The 18,453-nt window shown below is 64.0% G+C and carries 18 protein-coding genes, 1 tRNA gene and 2 pseudogenes; 12 read left to right on the forward strand and 9 right to left on the reverse strand.

Translation table 11 applies throughout. The features are described from left to right. The first annotated feature begins 88 nt into the window (after nt 1–88). The 3 genes from AC1D2G_RS20000 to AC1D2G_RS20010 all read left to right on the forward strand — a co-directional run bounded on the left by AC1D2G_RS20000 (nt 89) and on the right by AC1D2G_RS20010 (nt 3,394). On the forward strand, nt 89–1,015 hold the full coding sequence (locus AC1D2G_RS20000) for a BadF/BadG/BcrA/BcrD ATPase family protein (protein ID WP_477416058.1): 927 nt from the start codon (nt 89–91) through the stop codon (nt 1,013–1,015). After that, nucleotides 1,016–2,038, forward strand: coding sequence for an SIS domain-containing protein (locus tag AC1D2G_RS20005; RefSeq protein ID WP_477416060.1), 1,023 nt, complete (start codon nt 1,016–1,018; stop codon nt 2,036–2,038). It abuts the gene before it with no gap. 129 nt (nt 2,039–2,167) lie between these two features. Continuing rightward, a complete protein-coding gene (locus tag AC1D2G_RS20010; protein WP_477416062.1) occupies nt 2,168–3,394 on the forward strand; it encodes an ROK family transcriptional regulator in 1,227 nt (408 codons plus the stop codon). A 54-nt stretch (nt 3,395–3,448) separates the two neighbouring features. On the opposite strand, the gene AC1D2G_RS20015 is transcribed toward AC1D2G_RS20010, so the two are convergent. Next, the gene (locus AC1D2G_RS20015) at nt 3,449–4,084 is read right to left on the reverse strand and encodes an FMN-dependent NADH-azoreductase (protein ID WP_477416064.1); all 636 of its coding nucleotides are present in this window, start codon (nt 4,082–4,084) and stop codon (nt 3,449–3,451) included. A gap of 113 nt (nt 4,085–4,197) precedes the next feature. On the opposite strand from AC1D2G_RS20015, the gene AC1D2G_RS20020 reads away from it, so the two are divergent. Next, the gene (locus tag AC1D2G_RS20020) at nt 4,198–5,157 is read left to right on the forward strand and encodes a LysR family transcriptional regulator (RefSeq protein ID WP_477416066.1); all 960 of its coding nucleotides are present in this window, start codon (nt 4,198–4,200) and stop codon (nt 5,155–5,157) included. Here the strand turns inward: AC1D2G_RS20020 and AC1D2G_RS20025 are convergent. Then, nucleotides 5,087–5,716, reverse strand: a complete 630-nt coding sequence (locus AC1D2G_RS20025) for a TetR/AcrR family transcriptional regulator (RefSeq protein ID WP_477416068.1) — start codon at nt 5,714–5,716, stop codon at nt 5,087–5,089. The genes AC1D2G_RS20020 and AC1D2G_RS20025 overlap by 71 nt on opposite strands. 66 nt (nt 5,717–5,782) lie before the next feature. On the opposite strand from AC1D2G_RS20025, the gene AC1D2G_RS20030 reads away from it, so the two are divergent. Together AC1D2G_RS20030 and AC1D2G_RS20035 are read left to right on the forward strand one after the other, a co-directional pair. Next, entirely contained in the window at nt 5,783–6,199 is a 417-nt protein-coding gene (locus tag AC1D2G_RS20030) for a VOC family protein (RefSeq protein WP_477416070.1), read from the forward strand. Nucleotides 6,200–6,306: 107 nt separating this feature from the next. Beyond that, nucleotides 6,307–7,251, forward strand: coding sequence for an arginase family protein (locus tag AC1D2G_RS20035; protein ID WP_477416072.1), 945 nt, complete (start codon nt 6,307–6,309; stop codon nt 7,249–7,251). Here the strand turns inward: AC1D2G_RS20035 and AC1D2G_RS20040 are convergent. Then, complete coding sequence (locus tag AC1D2G_RS20040) at nt 7,214–8,161, reverse strand: S1C family serine protease (RefSeq protein ID WP_477416074.1); 948 nt, start codon at nt 8,159–8,161, stop codon at nt 7,214–7,216. The two genes, AC1D2G_RS20035 and AC1D2G_RS20040, sit on opposite strands and share 38 nt — an antisense overlap. A gap of 214 nt (nt 8,162–8,375) precedes the next feature. On the opposite strand from AC1D2G_RS20040, the gene AC1D2G_RS20045 reads away from it, so the two are divergent. From AC1D2G_RS20045 to AC1D2G_RS20055, 3 genes are all read left to right on the forward strand, one after another. Next, the gene (locus tag AC1D2G_RS20045) at nt 8,376–9,248 is read left to right on the forward strand and encodes a S1C family serine protease (RefSeq protein WP_477228104.1); all 873 of its coding nucleotides are present in this window, start codon (nt 8,376–8,378) and stop codon (nt 9,246–9,248) included. An 8-nt stretch (nt 9,249–9,256) separates the two neighbouring features. Next, nucleotides 9,257–9,901: a helix-turn-helix transcriptional regulator gene (locus AC1D2G_RS20050; RefSeq protein WP_477416076.1), complete on the forward strand. Its 645-nt coding sequence runs from the start codon at nt 9,257–9,259 to the stop codon at nt 9,899–9,901. A 110-nt stretch (nt 9,902–10,011) separates the two neighbouring features. Further along, nucleotides 10,012–10,878, forward strand: coding sequence for an SDR family oxidoreductase (locus AC1D2G_RS20055; RefSeq protein ID WP_477416078.1), 867 nt, complete (start codon nt 10,012–10,014; stop codon nt 10,876–10,878). Between the two features lie 102 nt (nt 10,879–10,980). On the opposite strand, the pseudogene AC1D2G_RS20060 reads toward AC1D2G_RS20055, so the two are convergent. The 3 genes and pseudogenes from AC1D2G_RS20060 to AC1D2G_RS20070 all read right to left on the reverse strand — a co-directional run. Then, a pseudogene (locus AC1D2G_RS20060) lies at nt 10,981–11,193 on the reverse strand (type II toxin-antitoxin system ParD family antitoxin); the annotation flags it as partial. Nucleotides 11,194–11,261: 68 nt separating this feature from the next. Further along, the gene (locus AC1D2G_RS20065; RefSeq protein WP_457152446.1) at nt 11,262–11,777 is read right to left on the reverse strand and encodes a TIGR00645 family protein; all 516 of its coding nucleotides are present in this window, start codon (nt 11,775–11,777) and stop codon (nt 11,262–11,264) included. A 321-nt stretch (nt 11,778–12,098) separates the two neighbouring features. Then, complete coding sequence (locus AC1D2G_RS20070; RefSeq protein ID WP_477416080.1) at nt 12,099–14,318, reverse strand: OmpA family protein; 2,220 nt, start codon at nt 14,316–14,318, stop codon at nt 12,099–12,101. Nucleotides 14,319–14,515: 197 nt separating this feature from the next. Between AC1D2G_RS20070 and AC1D2G_RS20075 the strand changes: the two genes are divergently transcribed. Both AC1D2G_RS20075 and AC1D2G_RS20080 read left to right on the forward strand, forming a co-directional pair. Beyond that, nucleotides 14,516–14,962 carry a YcgN family cysteine cluster protein gene (locus AC1D2G_RS20075; RefSeq protein WP_095091722.1) on the forward strand — a complete coding sequence of 149 codons (447 nt, stop codon included), beginning with the start codon at nt 14,516–14,518 and terminating at the stop codon, nt 14,960–14,962. A 300-nt stretch (nt 14,963–15,262) separates the two neighbouring features. Continuing rightward, entirely contained in the window at nt 15,263–15,640 is a 378-nt protein-coding gene (locus AC1D2G_RS20080) for a hypothetical protein (RefSeq protein WP_457154048.1), read from the forward strand. Between the two features lie 252 nt (nt 15,641–15,892). On the opposite strand, the gene AC1D2G_RS20085 is transcribed toward AC1D2G_RS20080, so the two are convergent. Beyond that, nucleotides 15,893–16,603: an SIMPL domain-containing protein gene (locus AC1D2G_RS20085; RefSeq protein ID WP_477416082.1), complete on the reverse strand. Its 711-nt coding sequence runs from the start codon at nt 16,601–16,603 to the stop codon at nt 15,893–15,895. Nucleotides 16,604–16,738: 135 nt separating this feature from the next. On the opposite strand from AC1D2G_RS20085, the gene AC1D2G_RS20090 reads away from it, so the two are divergent. Next, nucleotides 16,739–16,814, forward strand: a tRNA-Ile gene (locus tag AC1D2G_RS20090). 191 nt (nt 16,815–17,005) lie between these two features. Here AC1D2G_RS20090 and AC1D2G_RS20095 read toward each other — a convergent pair. Together AC1D2G_RS20095 and AC1D2G_RS20100 are read right to left on the reverse strand one after the other, a co-directional pair. After that, nucleotides 17,006–17,998: pseudogene (locus tag AC1D2G_RS20095) on the reverse strand (tyrosine-type recombinase/integrase); the annotation flags it as partial. A 12-nt stretch (nt 17,999–18,010) separates the two neighbouring features. Then, nucleotides 18,011–18,259: a hypothetical protein gene (locus AC1D2G_RS20100; protein WP_477416084.1), complete on the reverse strand. Its 249-nt coding sequence runs from the start codon at nt 18,257–18,259 to the stop codon at nt 18,011–18,013. Nucleotides 18,260–18,453: the final 194 nt, after the last annotated feature.

The raw sequence follows: 18,453 nt of genomic DNA on the forward strand, positions 1-18,453 counted from the left end.
CCGTCTGGAAAGATAGTTTGTAAAGTTTCCTAACTAATATGGAATGGACGCGGCAACCCGCTTCGTCCGGCTTGTGCGGTGGATGTCGTTGACCCAGAAAATGATTGCAGGCGTGGATATCGGCGGCACCAAGACGCGCATCATGGTGTGCCTGGGCGAACGTACGATCGCCGACGAGGTGCTGGTGACCGAGACCTGGCGCATCCGTGAGATGGAGGCCGATGCCACGAAGCTGGCCGGCATCGTCGTCAATCTGTGTGGCGGCATGGCGCCCGCTGCCCTGGCGGTCGGCGCACATGGCTGCGACACGGGTGAACAGTGCCTTCGCTTCCAGGCGCTGCTGGCGGCCAGGACCGGCGGCGCGGTGCAGGTCGTCAACGATGCCGAACTGATGGTGCCCGCCGCTGGCCATGTCGACGGCATCGGCGTCGTCTCGGGCACCGGCTCGATTGCGGTCGCACGCACGGCTGAAGGCAAGATGCTGGCTGCCGGCGGATGGGGCTGGATCCTCGGTGACGAAGGCAGCGCGCCTGCCCTTGTGCGTGAGGCGGCCAAGGCAATCCGCCGCGCGCTCGACCGTGGCGAGGATGCCAGCGACCCGCTGATTGGAGCGCTGATGCGGGAACTTGGCACTGACGACCAGACCAAGCTTGGCATCCTGCTCAACGAAACGCGCGGCGCGGCGGTCTGGGGCCGCCATGCCAATGCCGTGTTCGACGCGGCGATCGCCGGCTCGGCGCTGGCTGTCCGTGTGATCAGGGAAGGCGGGGCAGGGCTTGCCGCGTTGGTCGAACTGCTGATCGAGCGCGGCGCCAATCCGGCCCTTGTCGTGGCCGGCGGTGGCGTCATATCTGAGCAGCCGATGTTGATGGCGGCATTCGTCGACGCCATGGCGAAAGTCTCGCCGCCGAGCCAGGTGCTGTTACTACGCGAACCGCCGGTGCTCGGCGGGGTCGCGCTGGCCAGGCGGCTACTTGCCGGCCAAGGTGTGTCCTCACAAATCGGAGCCGTTTGAATGATGAAGCGTATCGGCTACCGCCAGGCGGTGGCGCGCCAGACGGAAAGTCTCGAGATCGGCAGGCGTTCAGTGGCCAGGTCGCTCGATGGTCTCGATGTCGACGTCCTTGCCGGTAAGGCGATCGGGCTTGCCGGCATTGGCGCCAGCTATCAGGCCGCCCTTGCCGGGGCGCTTTATCTGCGCGCGTGCGGCATGCGGGCCTTCGCTTACACGCCGACCGATCTCTATGGCCACACGGATGCCGCAGCGGATGCCTTCATCGCGCTTTCGGCCTCGGGGCAGAGCCGCGAAATTTCCGATGTCATGCAAGAGGCGTCGGAGGCACCGCGGCTGGCTGTATGCCGTGGCAGCGACAATCCGCTGGCTGATCTGACCGGCGCCGTGCTTGCCACGGATTCGGGCGCCGACAATGGTGCGAGTTCGACTGGCTATACCGGCACCTTGCTGGCGCTTGGCATGCTGATCGACAGGCTCGCCGGCAACAGCTTCGACTGGGCGCGTTTGCCAATCGCGGTCGCCACTGTTCTTTCCGGTGCCGAGCAGGCGGCCGGCCAGGCGGCACGGCTGCTGCAGGGCAGGACATCCATCGATATCGTCGGCGCAGGTGTCAGTTTCGCCAATGCCGGCGAGGCGGCGATGCTGATCCGTGAGGCGGTTCGGGTACCGGCATCGGGATGGGACACGCTGAACTACCTGCATGGGCCGATGGAATCGCAGGATGCGGCGACCGGACTGATCGCCATCGGCGACGGCCGCGAGGTCAAGATCGCCACCGATGTCGCCGGGTTCGGCTGCCCCTCGGTGCTGGTGACGCGGCGTACGGATGTCGCTTCTGCAGACAGGCTGGTGGTGATCTCCATTCCCGCCCTTGGCAACGCCATCGCCGACGCCATCCTGGAGATCATCGCCATCCAGCTTATCGTCGGCGACATGCAGGATGCCGCTGGCCTCACAGATATCGTTTTCCGCTACCGCCAGACCGATATCAAGCTGAAGCCTTGGTCGCCGACCGAAGTCTGACGTGTCCGCCAATTATCGAGAAAATTGCCAAACCGCCCGGCAATGAGGCATTGAAGAGGTGTGAGTCGCGGCGGTGTTCGCTCTCGCGGACGGCAACAGGATTTGCAGGGCAAAGCTCGAAAGGCAGAGATGGCGGCTGCGGAAATCCCCAATCTGACCGACAGTGCCCGCGCCGTGCTGCGTGTGCTCGCCGCGCATGGGCCTGTGACGCGGCCGAAGCTCGGAGCGATGCTCGACCTGTCGAAGCCGACCATGTCGGCCGCGGTTTCGGAATTGAGCGAACTGGGGCTTGTCGCCTCGCGCGGGCTGGAGCGCGGCGCCATTGGCCGCACGGCAACCATCTATGGCATCGGTCCGGGCGCGGGCTATGCGATCGGCGTCGATGTCGGCGCAGCCCAGGTGCGCGCTGTCGCTTATTCGATGGACGGGCAGCCGTTGTCGGCGGCGGAGGAGCCGATACCGGAGGCCAAATCCAGCCACCCCGACGACGTCGGCGCGATCGTGCTGTCGGTTACTCATGCCACCATGGGCAAGGTGGGTAAGAGTTTTCGTGCGCTGCGCGCCGTTGCCGTGGCGGTGCCGCGTATTGTTTCCAACGACCGCTTCGACCGGCCGGGCGGACCGTCGGCCGTGCTTGGCCTGCTGCGGCGCGATGTCGAAGTGCCGATCATCCTGGAAAACAACGTCAACTGCGCCGCCATTGGCGAAATGCATTACGGCGCCGCGCAGGGCCACCAGACCTTCGCCTTCCTGCAAGTTGGCGTGCGGGTTGGCCTTGGCTTCATCACCGAGGGACGGTTGTTTCGCGGCGCCGGCGGCGCCGCCGGCGAAATCGGCCGCATGCCGTTTCCGTGGTCCGTCAGCGAGACGCCCTATCGTGAAGGGCTCGAACATTATCTCGGCTCGCGGGCGCTGATCGAGCGATGCCGTGTCGGCTGGCCCTTGCAGGAAGGCGCGCCGCCCGACTCGGCCAAGGATCTGTTCGCGCGCGCCCGGGAGGGTTCGGCGTCTGCGCTGGCGGCTGTCGAGCGTCATGCCGCCGATATCGGCAGACTGGCGGCCGGCTGCATCGGTATGCTCGACCCCGGCCTGATCGTGCTTGGCGGCGGCGTTGGCAGAAACCCGCTGATGACGGAAAACGTCGAGCGCGTCGCGGCAGAACTTGCGTGGCCGACACGCATCGCCGTCAGTTCGCTGGGAGACGGCGGCACCGCGCTCGGTGCGATGAAGCTGGCCGTCGACTACAGTCTCGGGCTGATGCTGCGCGAGGGCCGGCATCCGGCTGTGGTTTTGCCGCCTTTGCCCGAGATGGCGCAAGACACGACGGATATGGTCGCTGAAGCAAAGGACGCTTGACCACAAAAAAGGCAGGCGCCAGGCGCCTGCCTTTCAAATTCGACGATTGATGGCTTATGCGGCCGCAGAGATCTGCTGGCTGGCCGCCACCACGGCATCGACCTTGGCGGTGGCCTTGGCGAGCGCGGCGGTCACCGCGTCAGGACCCATGCCGACGCCTTCGATGCGGATGACGTCGACATCGGTCATGCCGAGGAAGCCGAGCACGCCGCGCAGATAGGGAATGGCGTGATCGAACTGGACGGCCGCGCCTTCGGAATAGATGCCGCCCGAAGCCAGCACGATATAGACCTTCTTGCCGGTGACGAGGCCCTTGGGGCCGTTCTCGCCATAGGCAAAGCTCTTGCCGGAGCGGGCGATGTGATCGACCCAGGACTTCAGCGTCGAGGAGATGCTGAAGTTGATGAAGCCTGTGGCGAGGATCACCGTGTCGGCGGCGAACAGTTCGTCGAGCACAACGTCGGAGACGCCGACGACTTCAGCCTGGCGCGGCGTGCGCGCTTCAGCCGGGGTGTAGATGCCGGTCGAATAGTCGGCGTCGATATGCGGCAATGGGTTGGCGACGAGGTCGCGCACGACAAGCGTGTTCGACGGATCGGAAGCGAGGAGCTTTTCAGCGAATTCAGTAGCAATGCGGGTCGAGTGCGAGGCAGTGCCGCGGGGGCTCGATGTAACGAGAAGGATAGACATTTTGGGGCTCTCCAGGGGGTTGGATTAATTTGTCCCGCTGGATATGGGGCCATCGACCCATTTGAAAAACTGGTATATTTTCTATACTATCCATCCATGAAGTGGATATGATCATGCAGCCCAACCCGACTCTCGATCAACTTCAGGTCTTTCTGACAGTCGCCGAGACCGGCAGTTTCTCGGCCGCCGGCCGCAAGCTCAACCGCGCGCAATCCGTCATCAGCTATGGCATCGCCAATCTCGAGGCGCAGCTCGGATTGAAACTGTTCGAGCGCGAGGGCACGCGCGAGCCGCAACTGACCGAGATCGGCCGGGCGATGCTGGAGGATGCGCGACGCATGGCCGGCGTGCTGCAGCGGATCCGCTCGCGAGCCGACGGTTACCATCAGGGACTGGAGGCGGAAGTCGCGCTGTCGGTCGATGCGACGCTGCCATCGCCAGTACTGGTTCGGGTGCTGAAGGCATTCGAGGTCCAGTTTCCGACCGTGATGCTGCGCCTGCATATAGGCTCGCTGGGGCTGATCCCGGATCACGTCGTCAATGGACAGGCCGATCTCGGCATTGGCGGCCTGCTGGGCGAGGTCGATGTGCATCTTGTGCGCATCGGCTTCATGTCGATGGTGCTGGCTGCTGCGCCCAGCCACCCGCTGGCGCTGTTGCCGAAGCCGGTGGCGATCGAGGATGCGCGCGAACACATCCAGCTTGTCGTCACCGACCAGTCCGAACGCACCAAGGGGCGCGACTTCGGTGTTTTCGCCTACCGCACCTGGCGGCTGACGGACATGCGCACCAAGCATACGCTGATGCGCGAGGGGCTGGGCTGGGGCGGGCTGCCGCGCTGGCTGATCGCCGACGACCTGGCCAGCGGCCGGCTGGTGGAACTTGACCTCGAGGCTTTCAGGGAGGCGAACTCGCCACTGTTTGCCATGCATCGCAACGACAGCAGCCCGAAGCCGGCGGCGGCCTGGCTGATCGAGCAGTTCAAGCGCCAGCTCGGCTGCTTCAACGAGTTCGAGCCGGGCCAGGTACCTGACGACGAGGACCTGGAGAGAGCCCATCAATCAGCGCCATGAGCACGGTGCGGTAGTCTTCGGCCGACTCACCGGCCTCGATGGCCAGGGCCGCACGGTCGAAGGCGGAAGCCAGCAGCGCGGTCAGCGCCTCGACCGGCAATTTCGTCATCGTCTGCGCCCGCATCGCCGCGACAAGCCCCTCGCGCAGCGAGCGGTTGCCATGCCGATTGTCGATCGCGTCCATGGCGGCGCGGCCAAGCACGGCCGGCCCGTCAAGCAGCAACAGCCGCGTGCGGCCGGGCGCGCGCATGGCGACGAGATAGGCGTCCGAACCGGCGATCAGGGCGTCGCGGGCAAACAACGACGGCGGCGAGGCGCGCTCGATTTCGTCAGCCACAACTGCCGCTTCCTGCTCAACCACGGCGGCGAACAGCGCCTGCTTGTCGGCAAAATGGTGATAGAGCGCGCCGCGCGTGACGCCTGCGGCGGCTACGATCTCGGGCGTGCCGGTCTCGGCATAGGATTTTTCGGTGAACAACTTGCGCGCCGCGGCGATCAAGTCGGCGCGCGTCGCCTGGGTACGGTCACGGTTGGAACGGCGCGCTGATTCCTGTTGCATACATGCAGCCTGTATGTTAATTCGATTTACATGCAGACTGTATGTTGTTTGACGGGAGAAGGAAAGATGAAGACCACGAGCTACTACCCGGTGCTGATGACAGGCGATGTTGCCGGCACAAAGGCCTTCTATATCGCGCATTTCGGCTTCAAGCCGCTGTTCGAGAGCGACTGGTACGTGCATTTGCAATCTGCCGAGGATCGCCGCGTCAATCTCGGTATCGTCCATGGCGATCATGAAACGATCCCGGAAGAGGGGCGGGGTCGCACGTCCGGCCTGCTGATCAATTTCGAGGTCAGGAACCCAGATGCTGTCTACGAACGCATCACCGCCGCCGGGCTGCCAATCTTGTGCAGCCTGCGCGACGAGCCCTTTGGCCAGCGGCATTTCATCACCAAGGACCCCAATGGCGTGTTGATCGACGTGATCAAGCCGATCCCGCCGAGCCCGGAGTTTCAGGTGCAGTTTACCGAGGGTGCCTGAATGGGGTCGCTGGCAGGAACTGTCGGCAGAGATGGACGGCGGCTCCGGCGGCGTGACCTGGCGGGCATTCGCGGCCTATGGTGGGCTTGGCAACCCCAGGCTCTTCCATGCGTGAAATCTGCCTTATCCGCGCCCCGTCCAACCTTGGTCTTCGCCCGCTGCGGCCCGGCCATGTGCCGGGGACATGGCGGGCGCCGCAGGCGCTGAGCGAGGCCGGCCTGGTCAAGGTGGTTGCTCCCGCCAAGGTGGTCGATCTCGAACGGCCCGCCTACGGCACCGAACCGCAGCCTGGCACCCGACTGCGCAATGGCCCTGCGATCCGCCGGTTTAATCTGGAGCTTGCCGAGTTTGTCGCCGCCGCGATCGGGCAGGGCGAATTTCCACTGATCGTCGGCGGCGATTGTTCGATCCTGCTTGGCGGGCTGGCGGCCGCACGGCGGTCCGGTCCACTGGCCCTGGTGCATGTCGACGGTCACAGCGATTTCCGTCATCCCGGCAACTACGATGCCGATGCCACGCTCGGCTCGGCCGCCGGCATGGATCTCGCGCTCGCCACCGGGCGCGGCGAACCGCTCCTGACCGAGTGGCCAGGCATTGCCGGGCCGTTGGTGGCCGACGAACGGGTGATCCAGATCGGCGAACGGGAGAGCCGTGATGCCGACTTCGCCTGGGCGGACATCAACTCCACCGCCATGACGCTGATCGACGTCTTTGCCGCGCGCGAGCTTGGCGTGGCGAGGGTGCTGGAAAAGACCCGGGCAACGCTGGCGCGGTCTCCCTACTGGCTGCATCTCGACATTGACGTGCTCGACCAGACGGTGATGCCGGCGGTGGATTCGCCCGGCAGTCCCGGCATCGATCCCGACGATCTCGTCGCTATCCTGTCCGCATTGGTTGCCGGTCCTGCCTGCATCGGCATGGACATGACGATCTTCGATCCCGACCTCGACCCGACCGGCGAACTGGCGGCGCTACTGGTGTCGCTGCTTGGGCGGATGCTCGAGCAGCGAGACCTCAGCTGCGCGCCACCGGCGTCACACTTACCTGGCTGACGCCGGTGCGGCGCACGACGGTGCACAACGTCTCGCGGCCGATGCGCTCGGCATCGAGCAGGCGCACCAAATCGTCGACGCCGGTGACCGGGCGGCCGTCGATGGCGGCGATGATATCGCCTTCCTTCAGGCCGGCCTTCGCCGCCGGGCCATTCTTCTCGACCCTGCGCAGCCGCACCGCCGTGCTGGTCGAGACTTGCGACAAAAGGGCTGCGCGGCGCGGCAGGTTCGTCGTGTCGGCTGAGACGCCGATGAAGGCGCGGCGCACGCGGCCGAAGCGGATGATCTCAGAGATGACGAAATTGGCGGTGTTCGAGGCGACGGCGAAAGCAATGCCTTGCGCGCCATGGATCATGGCGGTGTTGACGCCGATAACCTCGCCAGCCGAAGACACCAGCGGCCCGCCGGAATTGCCGGGGTTGAGCGCTGCGTCGGTCTGGATGACATCGTCGATCAGCCGCCCGGTGGAGGCGCGCATCGAGCGGCCGAGCGCCGAGACGACGCCTGAGGTGACGGTCCATTCGAAGCCGAGCGGATTGCCGATGGCAATGGCGATCTGGCCGCGCCGCAGCCGCTTGGAATCGCCAAGGGGGGCGACATCGGCAAAGCTGCCGTCGGCACGCACCAGCGCAATGTCGGTGTCGGGATCGCGGCCAAGCACGCGCCCCTCGCTGGAGGCGCCGTCCGGCATCGAGACACGCACCGTCTTGGCGTCGCCGACGACATGGAAATTGGTGACTACCAGTCCGTCCGGCGCGATGACGAAGCCGGAGCCATGGCCGCCCTGACCGCCAACACGCTCGATGCGGCAGACGGCGGGGCCGATGCGGTCGACGGCGTCGGCAACCGTCGTTGAATAGGCGTCGAGCAGCGTGTCGTCGGTTTGGAGTTTGGCGGCGGCGAGGGCCATTGGCGGGCTCCGTGTTTTCAGGCTTTTTCCTGTGCGTGTCGTTATCCCAAAACCGCTGAGCACTTTTGCGCAACACGCACTATATGTGCGAAGCGGCTGGAACCGTCGCGACCTGACCAGATGGCCAGTCAAACCGCCAACTAGCCGTCAGGCGAGTACCTCCAAGCGCGCTGCCGAGCGATATCTGGGGCATGAAGAAACCCAGGAGACCAACATGAGCGATTTCAATCTGAGCGCGTTTTCCCAGGCCATCGCCGATCTCGCCGCCAAGGCGGCGCCGGCAATTGCAAGTTTCGCCACGCATCATCATCGCACGGCAAGCGCCTTCCATTGGAGCGACGGCTATTTCGTCACCGCCGAGGAAGCCGTCGAGGCTGGCGAGGAGATCGAGCTGACGCTGGCCTCTGGCAAGACGGTGAAGGCCGAACTCATCGGCCGCGATCCATCGACCGGCGTCGCCCTGCTGAAGCCGGCCGATGCGGGCACAGCGCCTGCACTTACCAAGGCCGATGCGGTACGGCCCGGCAACATCGCCATCGCCATCGGCAACAGCCAGGGTTCGGCACTGGCCGTGTCGGGCTCTGTCGGCGAGGTCGGCCCGGCCTGGCGCTCGATGCGCGGCGGCACCATCGACCGGCGCATCAATCTTGCTATCGGCGCCGGCGGACGTTTCGAGGGCGGTCCTGTGCTCGACGCCAAGGGCGCGCTGATCGGCATGCTGTTGTTCGGGCCGCGCCACCGGGCACTGGTGATGCCTTACGAGACGATCGAGCGGGCGGTTGCGACCTTGCGCGAAAAGGGTCACGTCGCGCGCGGCTATCTCGGCGCCGGGCTGCACCCGGTGCGCGACCGCGACGCGCATGGCGCGATGGTGATGAGCCTCGACGACGAGGGCCCGGCCAAGGCCGCCGGTCTTTCGCTCGGCGACATCATCGTGGCATGGAATGGCGAGGCCGTGCATGGCCCGCGCGACCTGATCCGCAGGCTCGGGCCTGACAGCGCCGGCGTTGCCGTGACACTCGGTGTCGTGCGCGGCGGCGAACAGCGCGATGTCGCGCTGACGATCGGCGAAAAGCCGCTTTCCTGAGAGGAGTGATGGACACGCTCACCAGCGACCGGATCATGCATGACGGTGCCGCCTCACGGCGGCTGGTGGTGCTGATTGCGCTTGGCGACGCGGCTCGCGCCGAGCGCCTGGCTGCGTCGTTTGCCGCGAGCGAAGACCTGCTGCCGGTCGCGGCCGGCGGCGGTACCGCCGATGTCGCCATCGTTGACGACAGCAGCGGTGATGCCGTGCCGGCCTCCACGCCACGGGTGCTGCTGTCGGGCAGCGCCGAGCGGCCTGCCGGCGAGGTGTTGGCCGTGATGCCTGCGGGCACGGACGATTTGTTGATTGCAGCGGCAGCACGGCTGGCGGCGGCCGGCTATCGCGTAACGAGCGATGGCGGACGCGGGCGCCATGAGGATTTCCATGCCAGCGATCGCGAGGCCGGCGATGGCGAGCCGTTTGACGAAGAAGCCTCCGACGAGCACGCCGCCCGGCCTTCGCTGTCGCCGCGCGAGGCGGAAGTGCTGGCGCTGCTGGCCGAGGGCGCACCCAACAAGGTGATCGCGCGGCGGCTGAACATTTCCGTGCACACGGCGAAGTTCCATGTTGCCGCGATCCTGATCAAGCTGGGTGCCGCCAACCGCACAGACGCGATCGCCATCGCGATGCGCCAGGGGCTGGTGCTGGTTTAGTCACAAACCCTACGCAGCGTAACTCGGCGTCCAGCGCGTCGGACCTTGCGCTGTGGTCGCCTGCCGCGCAAAGGTTCGCGCCTGCTGTGTTGCAAGGGAGGCGCAAGGAAATGTCGCTCAAGGGAAAGACGCTGTTCATTTCCGGCGGGTCGCGCGGTATCGGGCTGGCGATCGCGCTGCGCGCCGCGCGTGACGGCGCCAATGTGACGATCGCCGCCAAGACCGCCGAGCCGCATCCGAAGCTGCCGGGTACGATCTACACCGCGGCTGAAGAGATCGAGCAGGCCGGCGGCAAGGCGCTACCTGTGCTGTGCGACATCCGCGAGGAAGCACAGGTTGCCGAGGCGGTTTCAAGGACCGTCGAAAAGTTCGGCGGCATCGACATCTGCGTCAACAATGCCAGCGCCATCCAACTCACCGGCACGCTGGAAACCGACATGAAGCGCTACGATCTGATGCACCAGATCAACACGCGCGGCACCTTCCTCGTCTCCAAAATGTGCATTCCGCACCTGAAGTTGGCTAATAATCCTCACATTTTGAATCTGGCGCCGCCGCTCGACATGAAGGCCAAATGGTTCAAGAACCACGTCGCCTACACGATGGCAAAGTTCGGCATGTCGATGTGCACGTTGGGTATGAGCGCCGAGTTCGCCAGGGACGGCATCGCGGTCAATTCGCTGTGGCCGCTCTCGACCATCGACACGGCGGCGGTGCGCAATCTGCTCGGCGGCGCAACTGTGGCGGCGATGAGCCGTTCGCCCGACATCATGGCCGATGCCGCGCATGCGATCTTCATGCGGCCATCGGGCGAGGCAACCGGCAATTTCTATATCGACGAGGAGGTGCTGCGCGCCGAGGGCGTCAGCGATTTGTCCATCTATGCGCCAGGCGCGACCGGGCCGCTGGCTGGCGACTTCTTCGTCCCGGATGAGGTGTTTGCGAATTCTGATACCAAGATCAGGAATACGTTTTAAAGATGCCTAGGGTAGTCCATTCGCTGATGCAAAACGCGTACAACAGATGGATCGATTGGCCATTCGCAGAAATAGCACGTGAGAGCCTACGGCATACTCCAGAAAGGCATCGAAGTCGAATGGCTCTGGATCGCCTGACATATCTCCCTCATCGATGGCAGACCGGAGTTGCTCAAGCTTGAGTTCCTGTTCTTCCAAAAGACGAAGGCCGGCCCGAACGGCTTCGCTTGCCGACCCAAAACGGCCGTTCGCTATCTGCCGCTGGATAAAGGCATCGTACTGATCACCTAGGGTGACGGAGGTGTTCTTGGGCATGATGAATCTCCAATACCAATAGATGGTATCAATTTTCCCCAACGCCAACAAGCACAGGGGCGTGGCCGTCACGCCTCGTCCTTCTTGCCTTTGCTCAGGCCCATCAGCCGGTCGATATAGGCGAGCATGAAGGCCGAGACGACGAAGGCGAGGTGGATGATGGTCAGCCACATCAACTGGTCGGTCGAATAGGAAGACGAGTTGAGGAACACCTGCAAGAGGTGGATGGAAGAGATGGCAACGATGGTCGAGGCAACCTTGACCTTCAGCGAACCGACATCGATCGTGCCCAGCCAATGCACGCCACCGTCTTCATCGTCGAAGCGGCTGACGAAGTTCTCGTAGCCCGAGATGATGACCATCACGACCAGCGAGGCGACCAGTGCGGCATCGATCAGCCCCAGCATCTTCAGGATCGTGTCGGTGTCGCCAAGCGTCAACGCCACGGTGACGAACTCGTAGAGCTTCTTGCCGAAGGACAGCGCATAGATTGCCAGCGCCACGCCCAGCCCAAGATAGAAAACGACCAGCAGCCAGCGCGAGGCAAGGATGATCGATTCGATGGCCAGTTCGAGACGCTTCATAGAGTGGTTCCGATTGGTTCTCTTGGAATAGTGGGCCGCGGGCGATAGGCCGTATTTCGGTCAGGTCGCCCCTGTTTGCAAGACAAAAAAACCCCGCCGGCGAGGGACCGGCGGGGTTCAATACGTCCCGCTGGAGTCGGGACGGGGCAGGGAACGCCCTGTCCAGAATCTGGGGTGGGTGAACCCACGATTCAATGAGCCGGCGCTAATGCCGGTACAATTCTTGTTGAACCTGACATGTCGAACCATCCCCGGCAGGACCGGGGATGACTGCTTCTCGTGCAGAGTCCGCAAACCAGGTCATGGTTTTGAAATCATGTCCTAATTGTTGCTGGCGACGGGCGCCACCAGCGAGGTGATGCGGCGAATGGCGACGCGTCGGTTCTCGCGGTTGGGCGCGGCCGTGTTGACCTTCAGATACTCCTCGCCATAGCCCTGCGTCGTCAGGTTCTCCGGCGGAATGCCGAAGGCATTGGTGAGGGCCTCCGCCACCGCTTCGGCGCGACGATCGGACAAAGCGAGGTTGGCCTCTGGCGTGCCGACGGCATCTGTGTGGCCTTCGATCAGGAAGGTTTCGGCCGGGTTCTTCTTCAGCAGCTTGTCCATCGCGCTGGCGACACCCTCGAGCTTCTGCACCTCGGTGTCGGAGATCGAGGCCGAACCGAATTCGAAGTTCAGCGTGTCGAGGTCGACACGGCGTGCAATGTCGCGCACGCGGGCCGAACGCTTGACCTCGTCGATCGAATAGAGGCGCTGGACCTTCTCCACCGGCGGCTGTTCGAGGAAGGTGTAGTAGTCGTCCGGGCTCTCGACGTCCTCGGAATCGAGGATGTACTGCCGGCGCGGGATGGTCAGTCGCATCGGCGGCAGGTCGTCGCCGGGATCGCGCCAGTCGCCCTCATCCTGATAGTCCTGCTCGTCGACATAGCTCAGCACGTATTCGCGCCCGTCGGGGGTGATGCGCGAACGCTGGATGACATCGCCGTAGCGGTTGCGGATGGTGACGATCTGGACGCCATTGCCGCGCTCGACCGTCTCGCGTGTGCGGCCTTGCGGCAGATCCTCGTAGTAGACGTCCTTGGCGCCACGGTTCATGCGCGGACCGTCATTGCTCTGGACGATCGTCTGGTTGTTGAGCTGGATGATGACGCGGTCGCCGATTTCCTTGAGCACGTCGACGCCCTTGGGACGGCGGCGGTCGCGGATGTTCTCGTCAGGTGCACGATCGACGCGCTTGCCTTTTTCCTCCGTCACAGGGACCATTTTTTCGGGCTTGATCTCCTGCTGGGCGGCCTTGTCGTCGGTGGGCGGTGGACCCTGATCGACAGGCGCGACCACGGGCTTGCGGCCCTGATCGCCACCTTGCTGGGCATTCTGCCCACCATTCTGCTGCTCGCCATTCTGCTGGCCGTTCTGGTTGGCGGGCTTCCTGCGGCCCTGGTCCTTGCCACCCTTGCGCTCGGCATCCTTCTGGCTGTCCAGTATGGGAGCGGCGTTCGGATCGGCAGGTGCCTCGCCCTGGACAGGCGCCGCCTTGCCGCCATTGGCCGGTTGCTCGGCTATGGCAGGCTTTTCGCCATTGGCCGGTTGTTCGCCCGTGGCAGGCTGCTCGCCGGTGACAGGCTGCTCACCAACCGGTTTCTTACCGTGCTTCTTGGTCTTGTCCTGTGGCTGCTCGCCCTGGGCCGCTGGCTGTTCGCCGGCAGGAGCCGGTTCGACCTTGGGCTTCGCCATTTCGGCCGGAGCCTGCTTCTCGGTCGGTGCCGGGGCGGCTTCCGGCACGACGGCCGGTTTGGCCGTTTCGACAGGCTTCTTCTGCTTCTCAGGCTTCTGCGCGGGCTCGACGGCCGGCGCTATCGTGGTCGGCTCGGCCTGCTGATCCTGCTTGTGCTTCTTGCGCGGTTTGGCTTGCTCGCCCTGCTGGTTGTCGTTGGCGGGTTCGGCCTGGCCGGCAGGAGCCGCTTCGGCTGGCGCCTGCTCAGTCTGCTGCTGCTCGCGCTTTTTCTTGCGCGGCTGCTGCGCTTCGGCGGCTGGAGCGGCCTGCTCTGCGGGTGCCGCTTCGGCCGGCGCCTGCTCGGTCTGCTGCTGATCGCGCTTCTTCTTGCGCGGCTGCTGCGCTTCGGCGGCTGGAGCGGCTTGCTCGGCCGGCGCCTGCTCAGTCTGCTGCTGCTGCTGATCGCGCTTCTTCCTCCGAGGTTGCTGCTCTTCGACAGCCGGAGCGGGCTGCTCGGCAGGGGCGGACTCCGTCTGCTGTTGCTTCTCGCGCTTCTTGCGCGGCTGCTCCTGCTCGCTCTGGGCGGCGGGCGCCGCCTGTTGCTCTGGCTCTGCCTTCTTCCGCTCCCTTTGTTTCGGCTGCTTCTGCGCACAGGCTTCGGCCGATTCGCCCTCGGCGCACGCTGCCTGCGCCAAAATGAACGCGGCTGACGTGTGCTGGGCGGGGCCGAAGGCGGCACTTCCCTGAAGCGGGAACGCGCCCAACGGCGCGGATGCCATCAGCAGGCCAAGTGCGGTGCCTGCCAGAATCCGTGGTTGGCGTTTCATCGAAAACTCTCCTTATGGGGTCCCATCCTTGCCGAAACCGATCGTGCGCCGATTGGTTCCAGTTTGGCCGCGATAGACGCCGTACGGGGCGATTGGCCGGCCTTTTGAAGGCAACTTCGTGTCATTCACCTGGCGATCGCCGCATTCCGGCCGTTGCCGCGCTTGACCTTGCCGGCGGCTGGGGCCACATGCCGGGAATGGAAACGCCATTCTGGAAAACCAAGGCGCTGGAGGCGATGAGCCCGGCCGAATGGGAGTCGCTGTGCGACGGCTGCGGCAAATGCTGCCTGTCAAAGCTCGAGGACGAGGACACCGGCGAGATCTACTGGACCAGTGTCGGGTGCCGGCTGTTCGACGCGCAGAGCTGCCGCTGTTCGGACTACGCCAACCGGCTGGCGCGCGTTCCCGACTGCGTGGGGCTGACGCCGCAGAACGTTCGCACCATCAGCTGGCTGCCCAGCACCTGCGCCTACCGGCTGGTAGCCGAGGGCCATGACCTCTACTGGTGGCACCGGCTGGTGTCGGGCAGCGCCGAGACCGTGCATGAAGCCGGTATGTCGATGCGTGGGCGGGTCAAGGCGAGCGAGACCGATCTCGCCGAGCCGGAAGACTATTTTGATTACCTGCTGGACGACGAGCCGTAGGGCTCGCGCCGGGACGACGAGCCATAGAGCTCGCATTGGAGACGACGAGCCGTAGGGCTCCGCGTTGGAACGAACGAGCTGGTCTTCAGCCAATCAGCAGGATTGGGACCCGGGTACTGAGTGAGGCGTTTTGGGGCATTCACCCCTGCCGTGGACGATGGTAGATGGCCGGCGAGATCCTTTTCCGCCACATGAACCGGAGATGAACGGCCGGTTCGCAATGAGTTCAGACAGCCAAGTGCATTCTCCCCCCATCGGTTCACGAGGACGGGCGAAAGCCCGCAACAAGGAGAGAAGACAATGTTCAACACGATCAAGACGGCAGCCCTCTCGGCTCTGGTCGGTCTCGGCACGTTGGCCGCCATTCCGGCCCACGCCGACAGCCTCTATCTCGGCTTCGGCAACAACAACGACACGCGCTTCGGCGTCTATGCCGGCGACGACGGCTATCGCCACCGCCGTGATGAACGTCGCGGCTGGGGTGATGAACGCCGCGGCGAATGGCGTCGTGGCTGTTCGCCGGACCGCGCGCTCGACAAGGCCGAACGCATGGGTCTCCACCGCGTCCGCATCCTCGACGTCAGCCGTCGTACGGTGAAGGTGATGGGCCGACAGTACGGCGACCGCGTCGTCGTCGTGTTCGCCAACGACCGCGGCTGCCCAGTTATCTATCGCTGAAGCCGGGTCCGGCTTGAATACAAGGGCATGATCTCCTTCAAAGATCAGACTGGCGGCATGACCCTCTTCGAGGGTTAGCCGGGCAGCATGATCTTCAGGGAAGATCAGCTGGGAGTAGCCGAGCCCCTTTCCTGCTGGAAGGGCGTGGCTCGAAAAAACCCCGCGGGAGCAATCCCGCGGGGTTTTCATATAGGGCGTTGGCTGAAGGCTCGATCCATGGCCGAGCAAGCCCCACCATGGATCGTCAGGCGCTTACTTCAGTTCGAAGGTGACGGTGACCTGGACGTTGTAGGAATTCTCGCCGGCCTGCACCGGAGCCGCGCCCGCCGCGGCATCGAAGGCCTTGGCGTTGATCGGCATTGGTGTCGGCGCGATGTTCTGGTCGGTGATCTCGAGCACCCGTCCGAGGCTGACGCCGGCGGCCTCGGCGAGCGTCTTGGCCTTGGCCACGGCGTTGGCCACCGCCTTCTTGCGGGCCTCGGTGACGGTCGCTGCCGGGTTGTCGTTGGTGAAGGTTATGCCGCCACCCTGGTTGACGCCGAGCGATACCGCCTTGTCCAGAATCTCGCCCGTCTTGTCGACATCGCGCACCCGCACCGACAGCGTGTTGGTCACTTGATAGGCGACGAGTTCGGCTTCCTGGCTGCCATCAGGCTTGTTGGTGTAGTTGTAGCGCGGGTTGATCTGGATGCCGGCGGTCTGCAGGTCGCGGTCCTTGATGCCAGCCGACTTCATGGCGGCGATCACGGCGGCCATGGCGTCGTTGTTGGCGTCGAGTGCCGCGCGCGCGGTCTTGGCTTCGCGCATGACGCTGAGCGTCAGGATCGCCAGATCGGGGGCTACGGTTGCTTCGCCTTCGCCCGACACAATGATGCGGGGCGGCGTCGGCAAATCGGTGGCTCCAGCCATCGCCGGAAAAGCGATTGCAGCGGCGAGCGCGAGAGGCAAAAGGCGTCTGGTCATGAAAATCTCCTTGGTCCGCGATCAAAGTCGTAGAGGTCGCGTAGAGCGCGATTATGGGTTGATTTGGGCGATCCGTGGAGGCCCGACGGGAAAGCCTTGTGCCGCGATGCGAAAAACATTAATCCAGCCCGCGTGGGGCCTGTAGCTCAATGGTTAGAGCCGGCGGCTCATAACCGCTTGGTTGGGGGTTCGAGTCCCTCCGGGCCCACCATTATCGTTATTTATCAATGAGTTATAGGGTGGTTCGCCACGAGGTTCGCCAACAGGTTCGCCAAGCATCGGCTTGCGCGTGACCAGCCGCACGACTCGATCCATCCCCTGGACCGCCAGCCGTACCTGCGATGCCTCGCGCGAATAGAGCTCCGCATGATCGATATCGTCGTGACCGAGGACGTCCATCATCTGCCTGGTGGAGGCCTCGGCCTCCGCCAGATAAACACCGAGCGATTTCCTCAAGCCATGCAGGGTCAGGCCCTTCGGAAGACCGGCAAGCTTGCACCAATGCGCCATCATTCCAGTCAAGGACTTGGCGGAGAAGGGCTCACCATAAGCGTTGACCAAAACGGTCTCGCCGCGCCTGTCAGCCGCATCCAGGATCTCGGACAGCATCGGCGTGATCGGCACGAAAAGCCGCTTGCCGCCCGTTCGTCCCTTGTTCTTGCCCTGAACGATATCAAACCCGTCGAAGTGACGCTCGACGCCGTCGATGAAGACACGGCGGGTGACCCTCTGATCCCAGCGCAGGCCTGCTACGTCGCCGCGGCGGTTGCCCAGCCAAAGCGCCAATCCGTAACAAGTGCGTGCCGCAGTGCCGAGCTGCCAACCGTTTTCAAATTGGGCCATCGCCTCGCGCGACCATGCCTTCCAGCCGGCATAGGCGGGCCGCCACTCGACTGCCGCGGTGGGGTCGATTTCAATCCAATCTTGCCGCAGTGCGACATAGACCAGCTTGCGTATGCCCACCAGCAGGTGCTTGGCCTTATGGGGTGTGGCGATGAAGCGGCCAAGAAGCTCTTCAATATGAATACGTCTAAGGTTTTTGACTGGTACGTCGCGCCAGATCAGTGGGTGATCTGGGACCACCCGCAGTTCTAGAAATTCTTCAATCAGCCGCTTGTTCTTGCGTTTGCTGGCTTCGTCAAGCGACAGCCACTTGACCGAGATCTTCAACCGTTGAAAGGCCGCTCCAAATGTGCCGGGTAGGGCGGCCCCAGGCATGCGGACGACGGGAGCCTTGGGGACTTTCCGGCCTTCGACCGCCGCCTGGTACGCGTCCTTGAATCCCGGCTGATTGGGAGCAGGCAGAGTGACCAAACGCTCCTTCGTCCGATAGCGCCAGCGTAGTTTTCCGTGGCGATCGGTGTAGGAGGACAGGCCGGGATATTTGTCGGTCATGGCGGAATGAATCTATTCCCTGCGGTGATTCCCTTGCAACAGGAAGTCGACGATATTCTCATCATCGTCTCCAGGTAGTTCGGCAAACGCCGCTTCGAGTTTAAGGCGATCCCAAATCACGCGGCCGTCAACTTTCTTCGGCTTCGGCATGCGACGGTCAGCAACCATCTGGTCGAATTTGGTTATGCCCACGCCAACATATCGGGCGGCTTCTTCGCGTGAGAGACCCCGAGGAGGGTAGGAAAGGAAGTTGCCCTTCATGATCTCGCTGCCGCCGTTGTCCTAACTGCACGGACTTCCGTTCAGAGAGCACGATCTAGATCGTGTCAGCCTCCGACAGAAGGGCGCCGATCAAGGCCTGCGGTAAATTGCGGTTATGGCGTATAAATAGGATCGTTGTTTGCTCAGGGGTTCTAGTCGGGAGAGCGCTACCGCCTCTCCACCCCCACAGGTGA

The sequence above is a fragment of the Mesorhizobium sp. P2_C7 genome (assembly GCF_056404515.1).